Source organism: Formosa undariae, from assembly GCF_042427615.1.
Taxonomy (GTDB): domain Bacteria; phylum Bacteroidota; class Bacteroidia; order Flavobacteriales; family Flavobacteriaceae; genus Formosa; species Formosa undariae.
Genome location: NZ_JBHMEZ010000012.1, coordinates 478009 through 496698, shown reverse-complemented (window position 1 = coordinate 496698; position 18690 = coordinate 478009). Strand labels below are relative to the sequence as shown.

Below are 18690 nucleotides of genomic sequence, written 5' to 3'. Positions count from 1 at the left end.
GCGCCGAAACAGTTGTATATGTCAAAGTCGGAAATAGGTAGAGAGAATTACATCATTACGTTTTGTATTTAAGTCTTTTAATAGGCTTATTTTTTCTAATAATTGTATGTTATTAGCTGGTATAAAAACCAACAATAGGTAATAACCGACCATTAATAAAACACTAACTACAAAATTAACATTCAGCCATTCTTAATTATGAAAGATGTGTGTTTAGGCTAGGCGCCTTTTAATTTATAGAATTGGAAATAGATTTTACTTGAGCTACCGTTTACTTTGTTCTTTTTTTTCTTGATGTAAGAGTAACCTGATAAAAAATAGTTACTCTAAGAAATTCAAATCACGATTACATTGCCAGAATAGTAAATTACACTGCACTTTTTTATTAGAAAAATTTTTTACAGGTATTTTAATGTATAATTTATAAAATAGCTATATATTTTGTGAAAATTTAAAAATAATGACAACCCAGAAATCCTATCGCTCAGCATTTATTCTATTAACATTATTATTTTTTCTCTGGGGATTTATTACAGTACTTGTAGATTCCTTAATTCCGAGATTACGTGAGTTATTTACGTTAACTTATTTCCAGGCAGGATTAGTGCAATTTGCTTTTTTTGGAGCTTATTTTTTATTGTCAATTCCTGCCAGTTATATACTTTCCAAGATTGGATATAAACGAGGTATTATTTTAGGTTTACTAACTATGGCTTTAGGGTGTTTGTTGTTTTATCCAGCCGCATCTTATCGCATTTTTGGTGTGTTTATGTTGGCTTATTTTGTTTTGGCCGCCGGGATGACGGTGTTGCAAGTTGCAGCCAATCCTTTTGTGTCTGTATTGGGGCCAGAAGAAAGTGCTTCCAGCCGATTAAATCTTTCTCAAGCTTTTAATTCTTTGGGAACAGCTATTGCACCTGCAGTTGGGGCGCTATTTATTTTAAGTGATGTGGTTAAAACCAAAACGGAGATTGCCCAACTTGAAGGTACAGCAAAAGAAGCCTATTTAACAGCCGAAGCTTCTGCTGTACAAACACCGTTTATAGGTTTAGCTATATTTATCAGTTTAATTGCTGTGGTCTTCTTATTCGCAAAATTACCTGAAATGATAAGTGAAAAATCTACTGGAACCTACGCTGCAGTATTCAAGAATAAAAAGGTAATGCAAGGTGTTTTGGGAATCTTTTTTTATGTAGGTGCAGAAGTCGCTATTGGAAGTTACCTCGTGAATTATTTTTTAGATATGAACCTCGTTTCCGTAATTAAGGAAAGTGGATTTATGGTTTTTATAGCAGAATCAATTTTAAATTCAGGATTAGCAGATAACGATAATAAGGCCATTGTTGGTGTGTTTGTAACCTTCTATTGGTCTGGTGCCATGATTGGTAGGTTTGTTGGTGCTTATCTTACTAAAATTATGAAACCAGGAATTGTTTTGGTCATTTTTGCGACTATAGCTATTAGCTTAATTTTAATTTCCATTAACACGGTTGGATTATTAAGTATGTGGAGTATTCTGGCTGTGGGTTTATTCAATTCAATAATGTTTCCAACAATCTTTACTTTAGCTATAGACGGTATAGGCGAGTTAAAACCAAAAGCTTCAGGTTTATTATGTACAGCCATTGTTGGAGGTGCGATTATTCCTCCTGCATTCGGATTTCTAACCGATCAAATAGCTTTTAAACGCGCTTTATTATTAGTCATATTTTGTTATGCTTATATTGTTTGGTTTGGTTTCAAAAACGGAAAATCTAAACTGCTAACCGCTTAAATTATATCAATTAACCTGTAACAGATGGATGCTTATTTTCTTCAATTTAATACTATCAAACTTAGACGTATTTGTCCTTAGAAACAATATTGGGATTATGTAAAAAGAGAGTTTATCTGTCCTGACATACAAAGTGTCTCCAACTTTTTATTGGGATATATCCGTTTCATTAAAGGGAGCGGAAAATCGAATGACTTTAAACCTTGTGAAACATTGATCTCACAAGGTTTTTAGTTTTTAACCAAAATTGATTTTTAGTAGAATTGTCCATACTATAGGCTGAAATATCCACACTAATTTCTTATTAAGACTCTATTTTTATACACTATTAGATAGACCGTTTTTTTAAAGGTCATAAAAATTATCATTCTAAATTGAAGCTAAAAATGAAATTAAAGTATCACGTTTTTATAGTGTTTTGTTTCGTCTTGTGTTCAGAATTCTTATTTGCACAAGATTCTCAACATCCTAGAATTTATATTACCAATGAAGCAAAATCTGATTTTCTACAAAGTATAGAGCAAGTAGATTGGAAAAAGGAATTAGTAGAAGAGAAAAAGGCGAATTTAGAAAAGTACTTCGGTTTTTGTGAAAAAGATCCGAATTGGTTGGTGTCTCGATTACAAATGAATTGGAATACAAAGCATGATAAAGTCTATTTAAAAGGAGGTGATTTTTCACATTCAGAAGGATCTGCACCTGTGCCAACCGTGCGATATTCAGGAACACGAGATTGGGCAACCGATTATATGAGCCCGAAATTAGAAGAGGTTCAACCTTATTTAGATGATCCAAAAGGATTGTATTTAGAGCATAAAACGACACATAAGAAAGAATGGATTCATCCGTCTAAAGCAGGCTTTACCATTGAAAAAATAAATGAGCAAATAATGAGAATTGCCGAAGATGCGTCCTTTTTGTATTGGCTCACCGGTGAAAAGGAATACGCAGAATTAGCGGCTCCTATATTTCTGACTTATATGGACGGTATGTTTTACAGAGACGCTCCAATTGATTTAAACAATACAATACAACAAAAAGTTTCTGGTCTCGCTACTTTTGAAGTTATTCATGAAGGGATCGTTGTTTCTCTTGTAACGACTTACGATTTTTTATTCGATTATTTTAAGTCAAACCATACCAGTTTAGATCGTACTGTAGCCGTATTTCAAAAGTGGGGAGATCAAATTATAACGAATGGTATTCCAGATAATAACTGGAATCTTTTTCAAGCTCGATTTTTAACCTATATAGGTTTGGTGTTAGACACTAATACTACGTACAAAAACGGGAAAGGGAAGGAGTACTTTTTAGATCATACATTTACAACATCTACAGATCGACAATTGGCTATAAAAGAATCACTTTTAGTCTATGATTATGATACAGGTATTTGGCCCGAATCACCATCTTATTCCGTTCATGTTATTACGACGTTATTACGCATTTTTACCTTATTAGATCATGCTACAAATAATAACGAATTTCTAAATTATCCTATTATAGAAAAGGCAGCTTTAGCCTCATTTCAGTATTTATTTCCTAATGGGTATACGATTGGTTTCGGTGATGCCGATCATAATATATTGCCACCAGAGAATTTTGAATTACTCATTTCTAATTATCAAAAATACAATGAGACGGAAAAAGAAGCTTTAATTTCTGGATTGCTTTCTAATATGATTTCGGATGACTTATATACTAGAAAAGCAAAGGACTTTTTTCAATTGTTTTTTTATGTAGATGAATTAAAAACAGATCATAATATCGCTGAAGCTAGTTTAGAAAGTTTAACCTCGCCCACATTTTATGCGCCGAATGTTAGTTTGTTTAACCAGCGTATGGGAATAGGAGATGACGCGATGATGGTGTCTACGGTCGGGTCTTACGGAAATCATGCACATTCCAATGGTATATCAATCGAGTTGTATGCAAATAATTATGTGTTGGGTCCAGATTCGGGGAAAGGCCCAAGTTATTGGCATCCGACATTTAGAAATTATTACGCCCGCATGCCTGCGCATAATACTGTAATTGTCGACGGGAAATCCAATTATAATAATATGAGAACCTATCATCCATTTCAACTGGATCATAGTTTTCCTAAGTCTGGTGAGACTTCAAATTTCAATACAGTAACCTATTCTAAAGTGTCTTTTGTAGAACCAGAGACAGGTTCAGATCAGCAACGGTTTTCAGCACTTATTAAATCGAATGCAGGTAAAAGTTATATGGTTGATGTATTTAGATCTAGAAAACAAGAAGAAGGGGAGCAGAAGCATGAATATATTTATCATAATATTGGTCAAACGCTAGATGTTTTTGATGGAAATAACCAGGCTTTAAAATTTCAAACTACCGAAGAATTAAGTTCTAAACAAGGGGATTTAGTGGGGTATGATTTTTTTACCGATAAATTAAAAACTAAAACCTCTGGTGATGCGCGTGCAATATTTAGTGTGAAACGTGAAGGAAAACCTACTCAGTTCACAAAGTTATGGGTAAAAGGGAGTAAAGATCAAGTTATTTATAAGGTGAAATCACCAAAGTCGAATGCACTTTCCGAAGGTACAGCACCTGCCGAGCTATTAGATCAGCCGCTTCCTACTTTAATTTTAAAACGTCAAGCAGCAGCATGGGTAAATCCGTTTGCAGTGGTTTTTAATCCGTATGTTGAAGGTGAAATTAATCCTATCGCGCAGGTAACTTATACTCGTTTTAAAGGAAGTCCGAACACGCAAGTTATAGATGTTGTATTAAACGATAAATCAACAGATCGTATTGTGGTAAATGCGAGTACAAACGATATCGCGACCCATAATGAATTTTATCAAAAAGGGTTGCTATCCATTATTCGTGAATCGGAAAAAAGTTTAGATTTTATGTTGTTATCCGGGATGACTAAATTTGAAAAAGATGGATGGAATATTATAGCATCGGCTAAACCATTTACAATGTCTGTAGAGCGCACAGCAGAAGGTTATGTCTTACAAAATAATGAACCATTAACGATAAATATGCCGTATGTTAAAGGGAAAACCTCGGCTGAATTGAGGTTGTATAAAGACGGGGAAATTGTAGACAAAAGGATGGGAACTAAAAACAGGAATAATGATAATCAATTGGTTTTTAAATTAGAAAAAGCCTACGATAAAGTTGTGATTTACCTGATGGATTAAACTGTTAAAGAAGAAAAGTTATGAAAATTGTTTTTTTAACTTTTCTTCTTCTTTAAATTTTAATCCTTAAAAGTTCTAAAAAATTAAAGGCCAAGTATCGACGTGTCGCTGCAAATCGGTTTGATCAATTCTGCCAATAACCCACAAGTATTTATCATCCAGAACGTCCTAATAAATTAAGACACCGTCGCCGAATTGGAGCTGTGATTTAAGTGTTCTAAATTGGCTTTTAAAGTTATAAAGTATAGTTGAGAATTGGATAATAAACGGGAAACCGTAATCTCCTTTATAATGTAAACTCCAAGAAGCGCAACAGTTCAAAATAATAGATTGATTTTTTATTAGATTACAAACCTCATCCACGTCTTGTTTTACCGATACATGAGACTTTTAGAATACACGTTTTAGCCTCCGTATTATGCATTCTACACCAGATTTATGTGTGGTTTCAATGGAATGAAACCCATAATCAAAATCAAGGTAACATTTTTAGATTTCTTCAAAATCTCGAAAACAAATAGGGTTTATTTTTCTGAAATATATTTAAAGACGTTTATTGATCTATTTCAATTTTATGACTACCACTTGAAAGTGTAATCGCTCCACTATTCTGTTTTATGATGTCCGTATTTAACGCGATTTTTGTGGTATTATTTGGCAATATAAATTCTGCCGTCATACCTTCAGGAATATTTATAATGTATGAAATGTGTTTACCTGTTGTTTTATGCTCAGCATAAATAAAGCCATTTATAGTCGGCACTTTTATTTTAGAATAGTCTAAGTCTACTAATTGCGGATTAATCTCAGCAACCTTAAATCCAGGTGTTTTTGGCTTGATACCCCACATATAACGTGTAATTGCATTTAGTGGTGCCGTACCCCAAGCATGATTCCAATCGGAGTTGGGTTTGTATTTCATATCCCAAGCTTCCATTGCCATAGTAGAGCCTACCTTAATCATATTCCACCAATTTCGGTCACCTTCAGTTTCTACAATTAATGATGTCGCGTACTTTGCTTCATTATTTTTATATAAACCTTCCAATAAATATTGTGCTCCATACACACTGCACGCCATTCCTCTAGATTTTACAAATTCGGCTACAGTTTTTACATGCGCTTTAGGAACTAAATCGAAGGCAAGCGGAAGCATATTAGCGTGTAAAGAAGAGTGCGTCGAATTCTCACCATCTAAATAATACCCTTTCGAGTGGTTAAATAATTTAGTATTTATCGTTTCTTTTACTTTAGCTGCCTTGTCTCTAAATAACTTAGCGTCGTCAGTTTTATTAAGTGCGGTTGCAATATCCGTCATTAACTTTAAATTGTAATAGTAGAAGGCATTAACAACCGTATTTACGGGTACAATATCATAACCATCACGTTCGCCTTCTGGAGTTGCTAATTTCCAACCTGTGTCTTTTTGTGCTCCCGGCCAATCTATAATATCCCTTATGTTTGTATTTGCTTTTTTAAAACCTAATTCTAAAATAAGTGCTTCATTAAGATTTGTCGATTTCGAACTTATTAAACCATCCGCTCGCTCCAAATCCATAAGTGTTTTTAGTTTCAGATTTTCATAGTGATCTTTTAAAGGTTGAATATCGCCCGTATACATATAATCGGCATGAAACATTAAAACCGTATGCAGCAACCATTCGGTTGGCCACGTCGGGTGCTTTATAAAATAGGCATTTGTTCTTCTTGCTATTGTGTACTCATTGTCTACACTATAATGACTCAGCTGGTTAATGTATGCGTCTGCTTCATAAGGAATACGTTCTCTGTCTCCATCTACATAATAGCCCATAAAACTAGTGGCTTTTATAGTGTGCTTGCACATTTGCCATATAGAATCCATTATTTTATTGGAAGAAGAAAAGTAACTCGCATCATCATTGAATTTATAGTGAGTGGCTTTTTGTGAAATGTGAAGGTCTTCAATAGGGATTTTTAAATTCTCAATCTCCAAATATCTAAACGGCATAATTACCCCAACATCTTCGGGCAATGTAATGGCAGCAGGACCTGTATTTCTTTTGTCTGGAGTCAGTTTTAGTGTCGTCTTTTGGTTTGCCACCAATTGGTTTAAAGCTGTGCGTTGGTAACGAATAGTTCCTCCAGGATTTCGGTCTATTTTATTTTGAGTCTCTAATTTTTCACCTAAATGAAAAAAGATAGAGTCATGTTGTGTTTCTTTTGAAGTGATTTCTACTGTTCCAAAGAAGGCTTTTCCAAAATCGATAAAATAATGTCCGTTACCTATTTTTATGATCTCTTGTGGACGTATTAGCGACGACTCGATGTCTAGTTTATCGGTTTTATGTTGTGACTTCGCTTGAAAACATACGAATGCTAATGAAAATAGAAGAATGAATTTTTTCATTTCATATTGAATTTTAAACAAACAAAACAACTCCGTGTTTAAGTTATCTTATTTGTTGTGATTTTAAATCTGGTGTTTTTAATAAAAATCTGGACTACTAATAATTTTGTTAGTATACATGGCATCTAATCCCATCTGAATACAAATTGCAGTATTTGCCCCCGTAACGACATCTGAAATCGGCTTTTTATTTAAGAGGATACTGTCTTTAAAATCGATTAAAGTCTGCTCACTAGGTTCTGTGTGTTCTACGTTTATAGGAATACCAAAGCCTTTTTTCCAAGTGACTGTAGCTCCCGAAACGCCATCTACTATGCCTAACTCTTTATCTTTATTTTCGATACCTTCTGGGTAAAACCATGCATGTGAATAATCTAAAATAATGGTGCCTTTATCTCCCATAACCTTAATTTGATAACCATCTTTAGCATTACTAGTCAGGCACGTAAATTTTGCCTTTACACCACTAGGATAGCTGTAAATTAAGTGAATATTATCGAAGGTTTCTCGGCCATCTTTCCAATAGTCAACACCTCCTGCACCCATAACTTGGCTAGGCTTTTCATCTAAAACCCAATTTGCAAAATCTATTTGATGCGAACACAATTCTGCAACTAATCCTCCTGAATATTCTCTGTACATCCTCCAGTTAATTTGCTTTTCTAATTCAGGACTAGGCACTGGGCGTCTCCAATTCCCTTGTCGGTTCCATTGGCATTCGATTGCTGCTACTTTTCCTAGTTTGCCATCTTTTATTAAATCGACTACATGTGTGTAAAGTCTAGAGCTATGATATTGATGCCCCGTTTGAAACATGGTTTTAGACTGATTCACTTTATCAACTAAATGCTGTATCCCTGGATAACCTTTGGCCATTGTTTTTTCACAAAAGACGTGTTTACCTGCATCGAGAGCATCTATAGCTACTTGAGAATGCAGATGAAAGGGGACAGACACCAAAACCGCATCAATATCTTTGTTGTCTAATAATTTTCGGTAATCGCTATAGCCTTTCGCTTTCCCTTGTGCCGATTTTAATCCGTTTTCTAATCTAAAGGGTAAAATATCGGCACAACCAATAACATTGAAATTTTTAATTTTATTGATATTGGAAATCATTCCAGTACCTCGATCTCCGGTTCCAATTACGCCAATGTTTAAGGTGTCGTTTGCATGATTAAAATCAAGATAATTCCCTAAAGCTACTGCCGACGATGTTAGTGCTACCGTGGCAACAGAACTTTTGATAATAAAATCTCTTCTTTTCATGTGATGTAAATGTTGATTTTTATAGGTCTTCTCCAATTGTAATTTTGGAAGAGAAGGCGTAACAATGCTTGTTTAATGACTTTAAATTTAATAAAAATAGAGCGCGAGCTTACATTCTTAAACAGGCTTAATTTCCCATCCTGGCTCGTATGTTCTAGACCATAATTTCATGGCTTCTCTGTTGTAAATTCTTCCAGTGGTTTCATCGACTTCAAAAGAGTCGTCTATTCTAGAGGCAATATTTGCGTAGTGGGTTAGCATTTGGCTAATCGCACCTTCATCAATAGGAGATGTTAGTGCTGCTTTTCCTCTAATGGCATCAAAGAAATTAACAGTATGTGCTGCAGAAAGTTGTCCGCCGCCACCAAGAGCATTCCCGTCTTCAATTCCAGGAACCATATTTTCTTTAATTAATTCTCCTTTAAGATTATACAATTTATAACCATCTCTGTTAATCATAGTCGAACCTTCAGACCCATAAATAAGAGTTCCTCTTCCTGCGCCATATTTATCAAAACCATTTCTACTACGTCCGTCCCAGTGAATGGTTTTATTGTCTGCAAATCTAAAAGTAGCATCCATAGTGTCGTACATTTCCCATCCATCATCTTTATATTGGAATTTTCCGGCATTTACATTTACGTGTTCTGGATATTTTACACCTAAAGCCCATCGCGCGATATCTAATTCATGAGTCGCATTGTTACCCATTTCGGCAGTACCATAATCCCAACCATACCAATGCCAGTTGTAATCCCATGTATTATCGGTGTAGTCTCTTCTTGGTGCTGGACCTTGAAAAAGTTCCCAGTCTAATCCTTCCGGTGGCGCCGTTTTTGTTTGATGTGGAACAGGCCCACGCTTACTGGTATAAAACGCGATGGCATTGTAAACATCTCCAATAACACCAGCATGTATGTCTTTTATAATTTCTTGCGACTGTAAGGAAGAACGCTGTTGGTTCCCCATTTGCACCACTTTATTGTACTTTTTTTGATAAGCAACGAGTAACTCGCCTTCTTGCGGATTGTGACTACATGGTTTTTCTAGAAACACATGTTTTCCTGCCTGCATGGCCATACACGCACCAGGTGCATGCCAATGATCGGGAGTCGCCATAAATATAGCGTCCACTTGTTTATCGTTTATAACCTTTCGGATGTCGTTTTCTAGCTTTGGTTTGTTACTGAGTTTGGTGGATAAATTAACAGCTGCTTTATCACGCTGACTTTTCATAACATCGCATAAGTACAGTAATTCTATATTGTTTTTTTTGTCGGCTATTGGCGGAATATATGCACCGTAACGTCTACCTAAACCTTGAATAGCAATATGAATCCTATCGTTAGCTCCAATTATTTTTGAATAACTTTTAGCAGACATTGCGTTTGCTGAAACGGAGCCTAATGTAACTCCTACGGCACTTATTGCTGCTTTTTTTATAAAATCTCTTCTATTTGAACTCATAATTGTTTAGTCTTTAGTTGTGTTAATTGGGCGGATTTTCACGTTTTTGAATGATACCAAATCACCATGATCTTGTAATAATATTTGCCCTTTTTCCAATTCACCAAAATTTGGCCATTTAGCGTATTTACTTTCTGAAACTAGTCTCTTGAAATCATCACTCTTTCTTTCATATTCTAAGACTTTCGCACCGTTTAACCAATGTTCTACATGGTTGTTTTTAGAGCTAATGTAAGCGGTGTTCCACTCGCCAACGGGGTGGATGGGTTTGTTAACATCTGCCTGTATTAAATCGTATAAAGAACTAACGGTTCTACTTCCTTCGTGATTACCTAGTTTAGCATCTGGATGTAAATCGTCGTCCAAAATTTGATATTCTAAACCAATAGAAGAACCTGCTCCTTTATTAATGTTTGTATCTACATAATATTTTATACCACTATTTCCTCCTGCATTGACTTGGAAATCTACTGTTAATTCAAAATCGCTGTATAATTCAGAAGTTACAATATCTCCACCTGCAGTAGATTCTGCACCGCCAGATGCTAAAACGCTAAGAATGCCGTCTTCAATTTTCCAACCCGTTTCAGGAAACGCTTCAAGTTTAGCGCCTTTCCATCCGTTAGTAGTTTCTCCATCCCATAATAATTTCCATCCATTTTTCTTTTCATCAATAGTTAAATTGTTTTTTGTAATGATTGGTTTTACTGGAGATTTCTGACTGTATTTAGACAGACTGTCTGTAAGAATTTTAATGTTTTTCCAGATAATCTCGGTACCTTCTTTTTTATCAGCTTTTATACTGTGAACTTGTAAGCAAATAAATCCGCTTTTCGTTTTTTCGTCTATTAAGTGTGCTGCTGCAACGCCGTTAACCCACGTTTTTATAGTATCTCCAATAGCTTCAATGCGGTAATGATTCCAGTCATTTTGTTTGAAAGCTTTTTGTGCTTCTGGATTGTTATCTAGCGTATTTAACCAGCCTCGTCTTGATTCATCGTAAATACCTCCACTCCAAGCACGCTCCGAGGGATCTATTTCAACTTGATAGCCGTGAACACGACCATCTCTATATTGAGGAAGACTGTTACTGCGTATTTGAATTCCCGAATTCATAGTCGAGTCTACCTTGTAATCTAATTCTAAAATAAAATCATCATACATTTTATCTGAAGTTAAAAAAGAGTTGGTTGTGTTATGAACGGTTGTGCCAACAATAGTCCCTTCTTTAACAGTATAGGTTGCATCTCCTCCTTTTTGATGCCATCCATTTAATGTCGATCCATCAAATAAATCAACCCATGGCGTTGTGTCTTTAGGTTTTTCTGAACAACTATAGAATAGAGAAACACTAACAAGTAATATAGCGCTATAAAATAAAGTAGATTTTTTCATCTTAAATTTTGGTTTGTTAATAATGTACTAAACTAGGGTAAATAGTAATAAATTACATGGATAAATAGGTTCAAATTATGGATTTTATAAACAAATGATTGATAAAGTCGGAACGATTTGTTTGTATATAGATCTTCAGAGTAGCAGGTTTTAAGAGTTCAAAATATTAAAACAGTCAAGTTTTAGAAATTGTAGATGTTTTTTGATTAGTTAAAATGTCCATATTTCAGATTAAAATATCCATTTGTTAACAACTCCTTAACACTATCTTAGCTCTCAGTATAACTAAACAAATTAAACATGGAAAAAATGAAATCGTTATTGATTGCCTTACTAATAGGTGTTACTGCGACCTCTTGGGCACAGAGTAAAGTAAGTGGAGTTGTGTCCGACAGTCAGAATATTCCTATTCCGGGGGTCAATGTTATTATTAAAGGAACCTCGAATGGTGCGGCTACAGATTTTGATGGAAATTTTCAATTAACCGCAAAAAAAGGAGATGTATTTGTGTTTTCTTTCTTGGGTTTTGAAACTAAGGAACTGACGTATAATGGTCAGCCTACAATGCGAGTTCGTCTAGAAGACGATGCTGCAGAACTAGATGAAGTTGTCGTTATCGGTTATGGTTCTGTTAAGAAAAGTGATTTAACAGGAGCAGTTGCTTCTATGGACACTGAAGATTTAACCGAACAAAAGAAAACCGATGTTGGTAAAGCAATTCAGGGTAGAATAGCAGGTGTAGACGTTAGATCTTTGAGCAATAAACCAGGTGCTCCAATTTCTATCGATATTAGAGGTAATACCGTAATTAAAAATAACGACGCAGGTACTGACGGTATAAGCGATAGTGCTGCATCAGATCTTTCTAAACCTTTATATGTTGTTGATGGGGTGTTTTTTGAAGATATAAATATCTTAAATCCTTCAGATATTCAACAAATGGATGTTTTAAAAGATGCTTCTGCAACTGCTATTTATGGTGCTAGAGGAGCTAACGGGGTTGTTATTATTACGACCAAGAATGGAATAGAAGGTAAAACAGTATTTACTTTCGAATCTACTTTAGGTTTAAGTACTGCAACCAACAGGCCTGATTTCTATAGTGGTGATGAATATGTAGATTTTGTAGATAAAGTATTAAGAAGTACAGCGTGGAAAGGATTATTTCAAGATGGATATGTAGGTACGGTAAGTGACTATAATAATATAGAAGTCGATATTTCAAGAGAAATTAAGACCACTAATGAAGAAGCCGATAACGTAGCAAACCGACGTTATACAGATTGGGCTGGCGATTATATTCACTCAGGTGTGCAAACTAGCCAAAATATTGGTATGTCTGGAGGAAGCAATGGTCTAGTGTATAGCGGATCTATTGGATATTTAAGTGATGAAGGTATTATGGGGATTGAAGGTTATGAGCGTTATAACTTAAGTACGTCTTTAACTAAAAAAGTGTCAGATAAATTCACTGTAGGTTTAAAAGCATATTTAGCCCTTTCAGAAAGAGAAGAAGGAAGTAGAGAATTATTTAGAAGTACATTGCGTTTAGCGCCAACAGTAAATTCTTATGATACTGATGGGAATGTCATATTATTTCCAGACGATCAGGACGGACGTTTTACAAATCCATATTACGAGGCGAATGGTGCTTGGACAACAAATACAAGATCTTTAGATGTTATTGCAAATGTATTTTTACAATATGCACCAACGGATTGGATAAGTTTTAAAACACAGTTTGCGCCAAATTTAAATAGCACAAGGTTTGGAGAATTTAGAGGTTTATATACAAAATCATCTAGAAATGACCCTACGAGAGTGCAATCCATTTATGACTCTTCTTTTAAGACAGCATATACTTGGGATAATATTTTAGATTTTAATTTTGATATTACAGAAGCACAAAATTTAAAAGCAACTTTAATTTCTTCAGTATATTATAACCAAGCTGAAGGAGGTAATATTGAAACAAAAGATTTTGATACAGATTCTTACTCGTTCTATAATACAGGAGCAGGTTTAGATGTTAGAGATTACGGTACATATTATAGAAAAGAAACATTGTCTTCATTTGCAGGACGTTTAAACTATAGCATTCTAGATAGGTATTTATTTACGTTTACAGGTCGATATGATGGATCTTCAAAATTAGCTGTAAATAATAAATGGGCATTTTTTCCTTCAGCAGCCTTTGCTTGGAAAGCTAGTGAAGAAGCATTTTTACAAGATACAGATTGGTTAAGTAATTTAAAATTGCGTTTAAGTTATGGGGAATCAGGAAACGATAGTCCAGTAAGTGCTTATAGCTCACTTGCATTTTTAGGTGGGTCAGATTATTTATATGGAAATACACATACAAATGGAGTACGCGTAGGTGGATTACCTAACTACGATTTAACATGGGAACGTTCTAAAGAATTTAACATTGGTTTAGACATGGGAGTTTTTAATAATAGAGTACGTTTCGGATTAGAGCTTTATAGAAAAAAGACCGTAGATGCTATTCTTAATAAAACCTTATCTAACATAACAGGGTATGGCTCTGCGATTGGTAATTATGGTTCTGTAGAAAATAAAGGTATTGAGATTACATTAAATACGGTAAATATTCAAACCAATAATTTTAGATGGACTACCAATATAAACTTCGCTAAAAACAAAAATCAAATCTTAGAATTAGATGGCGATTTAGATAAAGAAACTTATGGTACGCATGGTGTGTTACAAGTAGGTAAACCTGTAGATGCCATTTACAGTTACGAACATGATGGTATTTGGCAAATAGACGAAACAGCGGAAGCTGCCGTTTATGGTGCTTTTCCTGGACAATACAAGATCGTAGATCAGGATAATAGTGGTACTTATGGAGCTGAAGATAAAGTCGTTTTAGGTCAAGTATCTCCAGATTGGATAGGAGGTATGACAAATACATTCAGCTACAAAAATCTAGATTTCTCAGTTCAAATTTATACTAGACAAGGCTCTTTCGGTCACTCAGAGTTTTATTCGCATTTTACACCGTATAACGGAGATGATGCTAAATTTAACAGTCTTGATTTAGATTTCTGGACGCCTAATAATCCAAATGCCAAGTATCCTGCTCCAGAATATGGAAATTCAGGTTGGTATTATGAAGACTTAAGTTTTGTTAAAGTTGGGAATATTGGTATCGGATATCAGTTACCAAGAGATGTCTTAGAAAGCTTACAACTAAAAAGCTTAAGGTTGTCTTTAGACGTGCAAAACCCATTTACGTTTACGGGCTACGAAGGGCCTGATCCAGAAACGGCATTGCAAAATTCTTATAATGCGGGTTATCAAACAAAAACAGTGTTGTTTGGTCTTAGTGTATCATTCTAATTTTAAAACTTAATCAAAGATGAAAAATATAAAAAACATAAAGAATATAAATAAAGTAGTAGTCTTACTGGGGTTAATACTATCGTTTAGTGCTTGTGACGAATATCTAGATGAAGATATTTACAGTCAAATTACAAGTGAGAATTTTATTGATGAAAGCACAGCAGATCAATTGGTTGTCGGAGTATATTCAGCCATTAGAGGTGTGTTTAAGAGCACCGATTATAAATTCTCAGGAACAGACTTATTTACAACGCAATTAGAACTCTATGCTGTATCGAGCAGTAATGATTATGTAGGCTTTAATGCACCACAAACAAATGGAGTATGGAGTGGAAATTATACCGTAATATCTAGAGCAAATACTGCAATTAATAGATATGAGAATGAGGTAAATTGGAGTTCAGGTAACTTAGGAGAAAAAGCTTATGGTATAGCTCAATTACGAGCATTAAGAGCCGTTTCATTTTTCAATTTAGTACAGCAGTACGGCGGTGTGGTTCTCGATTTAGAGGAGCCTCAAAGTATTCGTAATAATTATACCAGATCTACAGAAGAAGAAACGTTTACTTTAATTATTTCAGAATTAGAAGCGTCTATTCCTGATTTAAAAGAAGATCCAGAAACAGGAAGATTCTCAAAACGTGCAGCACAACATGTTCTTGCAGAAGTATATTTAACAAGAGCTTACACGAGTTTTGGGGAAAGTTCAGATTTTCAAACAGCAGCCAATCTAGCAGAAGAAGCAATAGATGGGTATGATATTAGATCGCAATCTTTTGCTGAGGTTTTTGCTTATGACAATCAAGTAAATGATGAAATTCTGTTTGCAGGACAATGGGGAGATACAGGGTTCTCTGAAGATAGAGGAAACGATAAGCATGCTTTTATTATGTATCAAATTTTTAATTTACCTGGAGTAAGTAGAAAAAATCCATACGGACTTAAAACGAGTAATACGATGCTTACGCCATACTTTTATTCTTTGTTTGAGGATAATGATACGAGAGAAGATGTCACTATTCATAGAGCGATTATAGCAGATGAAGAAAGTGGTTTAGGGAATGATGTGATCAAGCCAGGAGATACTTTAGTTTACTATCCTAAATATGCTTTAGGTGAAGCCGAATTAAAAGACAGATTAGACCGTTACTGGGTATATCAACCAGACCAATATTTATTTGGAAGACCAGCAGATGTCGATGGTGTTAATTATAAATATTCTTTAAATCCTGAATTTATTAGTTTTCCTATATTGAAAAAATTCGATGACGAAATATTTGAAGAAGGCGGAAGTGGAGCTAGAGATAGTTTTATATATAGAATCGCGGAAACACATTTAATTGCTTCTGAAGCTCATTTAGGTGCAGGAAACACTAGTCAAGCCTTATTTCATTTAAATAGAGTTAGAGAAAGAGCAACAGGAGTTGCAAATCATTATAGTACAATTGATTTAGATGAAATCTTAGTTGAACGTGCTCTTGAATTAATTGGTGAAGGTAACAGATGGGCCGTATTAAAACGCATGGGGAAATTAGAAGAAAGACTAAAATATAACCCTCATTATGTAGATCATGGTACTTTCGATTCTTCAAAACACTTATTACGTCCTATTCCAATTAAAGAAATAGAGATATCTCCAGAAACCATGACTCAAAACCCTAATTACTAAAACGGGTTAAAATTATTTTTTTCGTTAGTTTTTATGTTTGTAAAACGGGTAGGTAGAGCTATCTACCCGTTTTATTAAGCATATAAGACCTCTCTATAAATATATATGATATGCTGAGCCTACTAAAAAAACACTTGCCATTAGCTTTTCTTTTTGTTTTTTCCTTTACCCTTTTATCTGCTTCTAAATTTCCTGCTGAAAACATATACCTTATTAAAGGTAAATTGGCAACACCAGTGGAGTTAAGTACAATAGAAGATTTAAAACAAGATTTAAATAAAGTACTAGGTACAAAAATCCAAATTATATCAGAGTTAGATGCCCAAAAACTTAAAGAAAAAGGGGTTTTCTATATTCTAGGTACACCGGAAACAAATTCATTAATACAACAACTAGCACTAAATAAAACGATCAATCTGTCCAGCGAATTTCCTGGATCTAGAGGCGGTATTTGGGCTAAAACAACATTGCCTAATGGTGAAAAATCTATAGTTATTGCAGGGTCTGATGTAGAAGGACTTCAATATGCGATTTACGATTATTCAAAAGAAATATTAGGCGTAGATCCTTTAGAATATTGGACAGGTAAGCTGCCAATAAAAAAACACAATGAAGACTTGTTTCGTTTTTCTTCAAAAACAATAGCACCTCCAAAAGTACCAGAGCTTTCTTATTTTGAAAATGATGTAGATGAACTTGCTAACTACAGAGGTAAATTACTAGAATACGATTGGGAATCTTATACCCAATTAATAAACTCCTTAGTCCGACTGCGTTACAATTCAATTCAATTGTTCGACATGTTAGGGCGACCAGAGTTTTTTATCAGACCAGAATATAAAGCACTAAAGCCGGACTATCAAATAGATATTGAATATGTAGATAAGATGATTGATTATGCTCACGAAAAAGGGATGAAGATCGCTATCGATTTTGCATTGGGATATCAAATTCATCCAATGTCTGCAGATAAAGCAGATTGCTGGGCAACATATAAAGACGATTGGATAAAAGCTTGGCGCTATTATTTAGAAGAAACACCATTGTCTAAGACCGATATTTTCATACTAAGACCTCGTCATCAAGTTTGGGACTGGGAATATAAAAGCAGTTGTGGCGAAAGTAAAATAGACGTTTTTACAGAAGTTTATGTTGCTTTTGGCGAATTAGTAGACGCGTATAAACCGGAAGCTCAGAAAGTTTTGGTCTGTTACTCGGACGGGATGCAAATGTGGAATGATGGATTTAGACCTCCGAGCGATTGGACAGTACTGTGGTCTGATCATGGTTTTGGTGAATTCGATCACTTACCAAATACTACCGATGGATACGATTTTGGGACCTACATGCACGCCGGGTATTGGTTAAATCATACGGTGCATAATCCGTATCCAAACCGTGTTGAATCGGTTATGAACGAGATGTTCAATTCGTACAACGCAGATAAATTTTGTTTAGTTAATGGACAAAATTTCAGACCATTCTTACTGAATTTAGAAGCGTATAGTGCGTTTTGTTATGACCCCGAAACATTTGATGGTGATCGATTTTATGAATCTTGGACAGCGCGTTATTTTAATAAAGAAGAAGCAAAACATGCCGTGTCTTCAATGAAATTGTTACATGAAGCACAAGAAGGTAGAAAAGGGTATGTAGAGCATTTATGGGAAATTCGTGAAGCCGTTTCTTACCTCTCAAACGCTCCAATAAGACGGCCTGGTAAAACACCTATCCCTTTCGATTATAAGCGCGTAGAAGGCGATTTGGAAAATACAGCACGGACTAAGACTTTCGTACTTAAAGCGAGGGAAGAAGCAAAAAAAGGATATGTAAAAAGGGAAGATAAAAGCCATTTCTATCATTCATATATACTGTTGCCAACCATTATATATTCAGATTTAATCGCATTTGAAACGGTACTCCACACTATGGCAGTATTAAAAAAAGAATTTGAGGACACTAAAAATCTACAAGCGCTAGAAGGAGCAAGACGTTTACTTCCAGAAGCAAAGCAGAAATTAGAAATTATATATAAAAATAGAGCGTCAGGCGATTTAGATGAAAAATGGAAAGGTTGGTATGCTATAGAAAACAGGAGACAAAATAATGGATTTCCAACTGTAGAGATGTTGGAAGAAATAGAAGCCAATTTAAATAAAATGGCACTTTAAAAAGAAAAATA

The 18690-nt window shown here is 34.8% G+C and carries 9 protein-coding genes; 5 read left to right on the top strand and 4 right to left on the bottom strand.

Annotated features, from left to right (window positions below; translation table 11 throughout):
- Positions 1–460: 460 nt before the first annotated feature.
- Entirely contained in the window at positions 461–1774 is a 1314-nt protein-coding gene (locus ACFFVB_RS13120; RefSeq protein ID WP_382383415.1) for a sugar MFS transporter, read from the top strand.
- Positions 1775–2160: 386 nt separating this feature from the next.
- Positions 2161–4953 (top strand): heparinase II/III domain-containing protein, encoded by a 2793-nt coding sequence (locus ACFFVB_RS13115; RefSeq protein WP_382383413.1) that lies wholly within the window; start codon positions 2161–2163, stop codon positions 4951–4953.
- A 553-nt stretch (positions 4954–5506) separates the two neighbouring features.
- On the opposite strand, the gene ACFFVB_RS13110 is transcribed toward ACFFVB_RS13115, so the two are convergent.
- From ACFFVB_RS13110 to ACFFVB_RS13095, 4 genes are all read right to left on the bottom strand, one after another.
- Positions 5507–7342, bottom strand: a complete 1836-nt coding sequence (locus ACFFVB_RS13110) for a family 78 glycoside hydrolase catalytic domain (RefSeq protein ID WP_382383411.1) — start codon at positions 7340–7342, stop codon at positions 5507–5509.
- Positions 7343–7420: 78 nt separating this feature from the next.
- On the bottom strand, positions 7421–8611 hold the full coding sequence (locus ACFFVB_RS13105; RefSeq protein WP_382383409.1) for a Gfo/Idh/MocA family protein: 1191 nt from the start codon (positions 8609–8611) through the stop codon (positions 7421–7423).
- 117 nt (positions 8612–8728) lie between these two features.
- Positions 8729–10078, bottom strand: a complete 1350-nt coding sequence (locus ACFFVB_RS13100) for a Gfo/Idh/MocA family protein (protein WP_382383408.1) — start codon at positions 10076–10078, stop codon at positions 8729–8731.
- Positions 10079–10084: 6 nt separating this feature from the next.
- Positions 10085–11473 carry a 3-keto-disaccharide hydrolase gene (locus tag ACFFVB_RS13095; protein ID WP_382383407.1) on the bottom strand — a complete coding sequence of 463 codons (1389 nt, stop codon included), beginning with the start codon at positions 11471–11473 and terminating at the stop codon, positions 10085–10087.
- Between the two features lie 300 nt (positions 11474–11773).
- Between ACFFVB_RS13095 and ACFFVB_RS13090 the strand changes: the two genes are divergently transcribed.
- From ACFFVB_RS13090 to ACFFVB_RS13080, 3 genes are all read left to right on the top strand, one after another.
- Positions 11774–14836 (top strand): SusC/RagA family TonB-linked outer membrane protein, encoded by a 3063-nt coding sequence (locus tag ACFFVB_RS13090; protein ID WP_382383405.1) that lies wholly within the window; start codon positions 11774–11776, stop codon positions 14834–14836.
- A 19-nt stretch (positions 14837–14855) separates the two neighbouring features.
- Positions 14856–16508: a RagB/SusD family nutrient uptake outer membrane protein gene (locus tag ACFFVB_RS13085; RefSeq protein ID WP_382383404.1), complete on the top strand. Its 1653-nt coding sequence runs from the start codon at positions 14856–14858 to the stop codon at positions 16506–16508.
- A gap of 110 nt (positions 16509–16618) precedes the next feature.
- Positions 16619–18679 carry a glycosyl hydrolase 115 family protein gene (locus ACFFVB_RS13080; protein ID WP_382383403.1) on the top strand — a complete coding sequence of 687 codons (2061 nt, stop codon included), beginning with the start codon at positions 16619–16621 and terminating at the stop codon, positions 18677–18679.
- Positions 18680–18690: the final 11 nt, after the last annotated feature.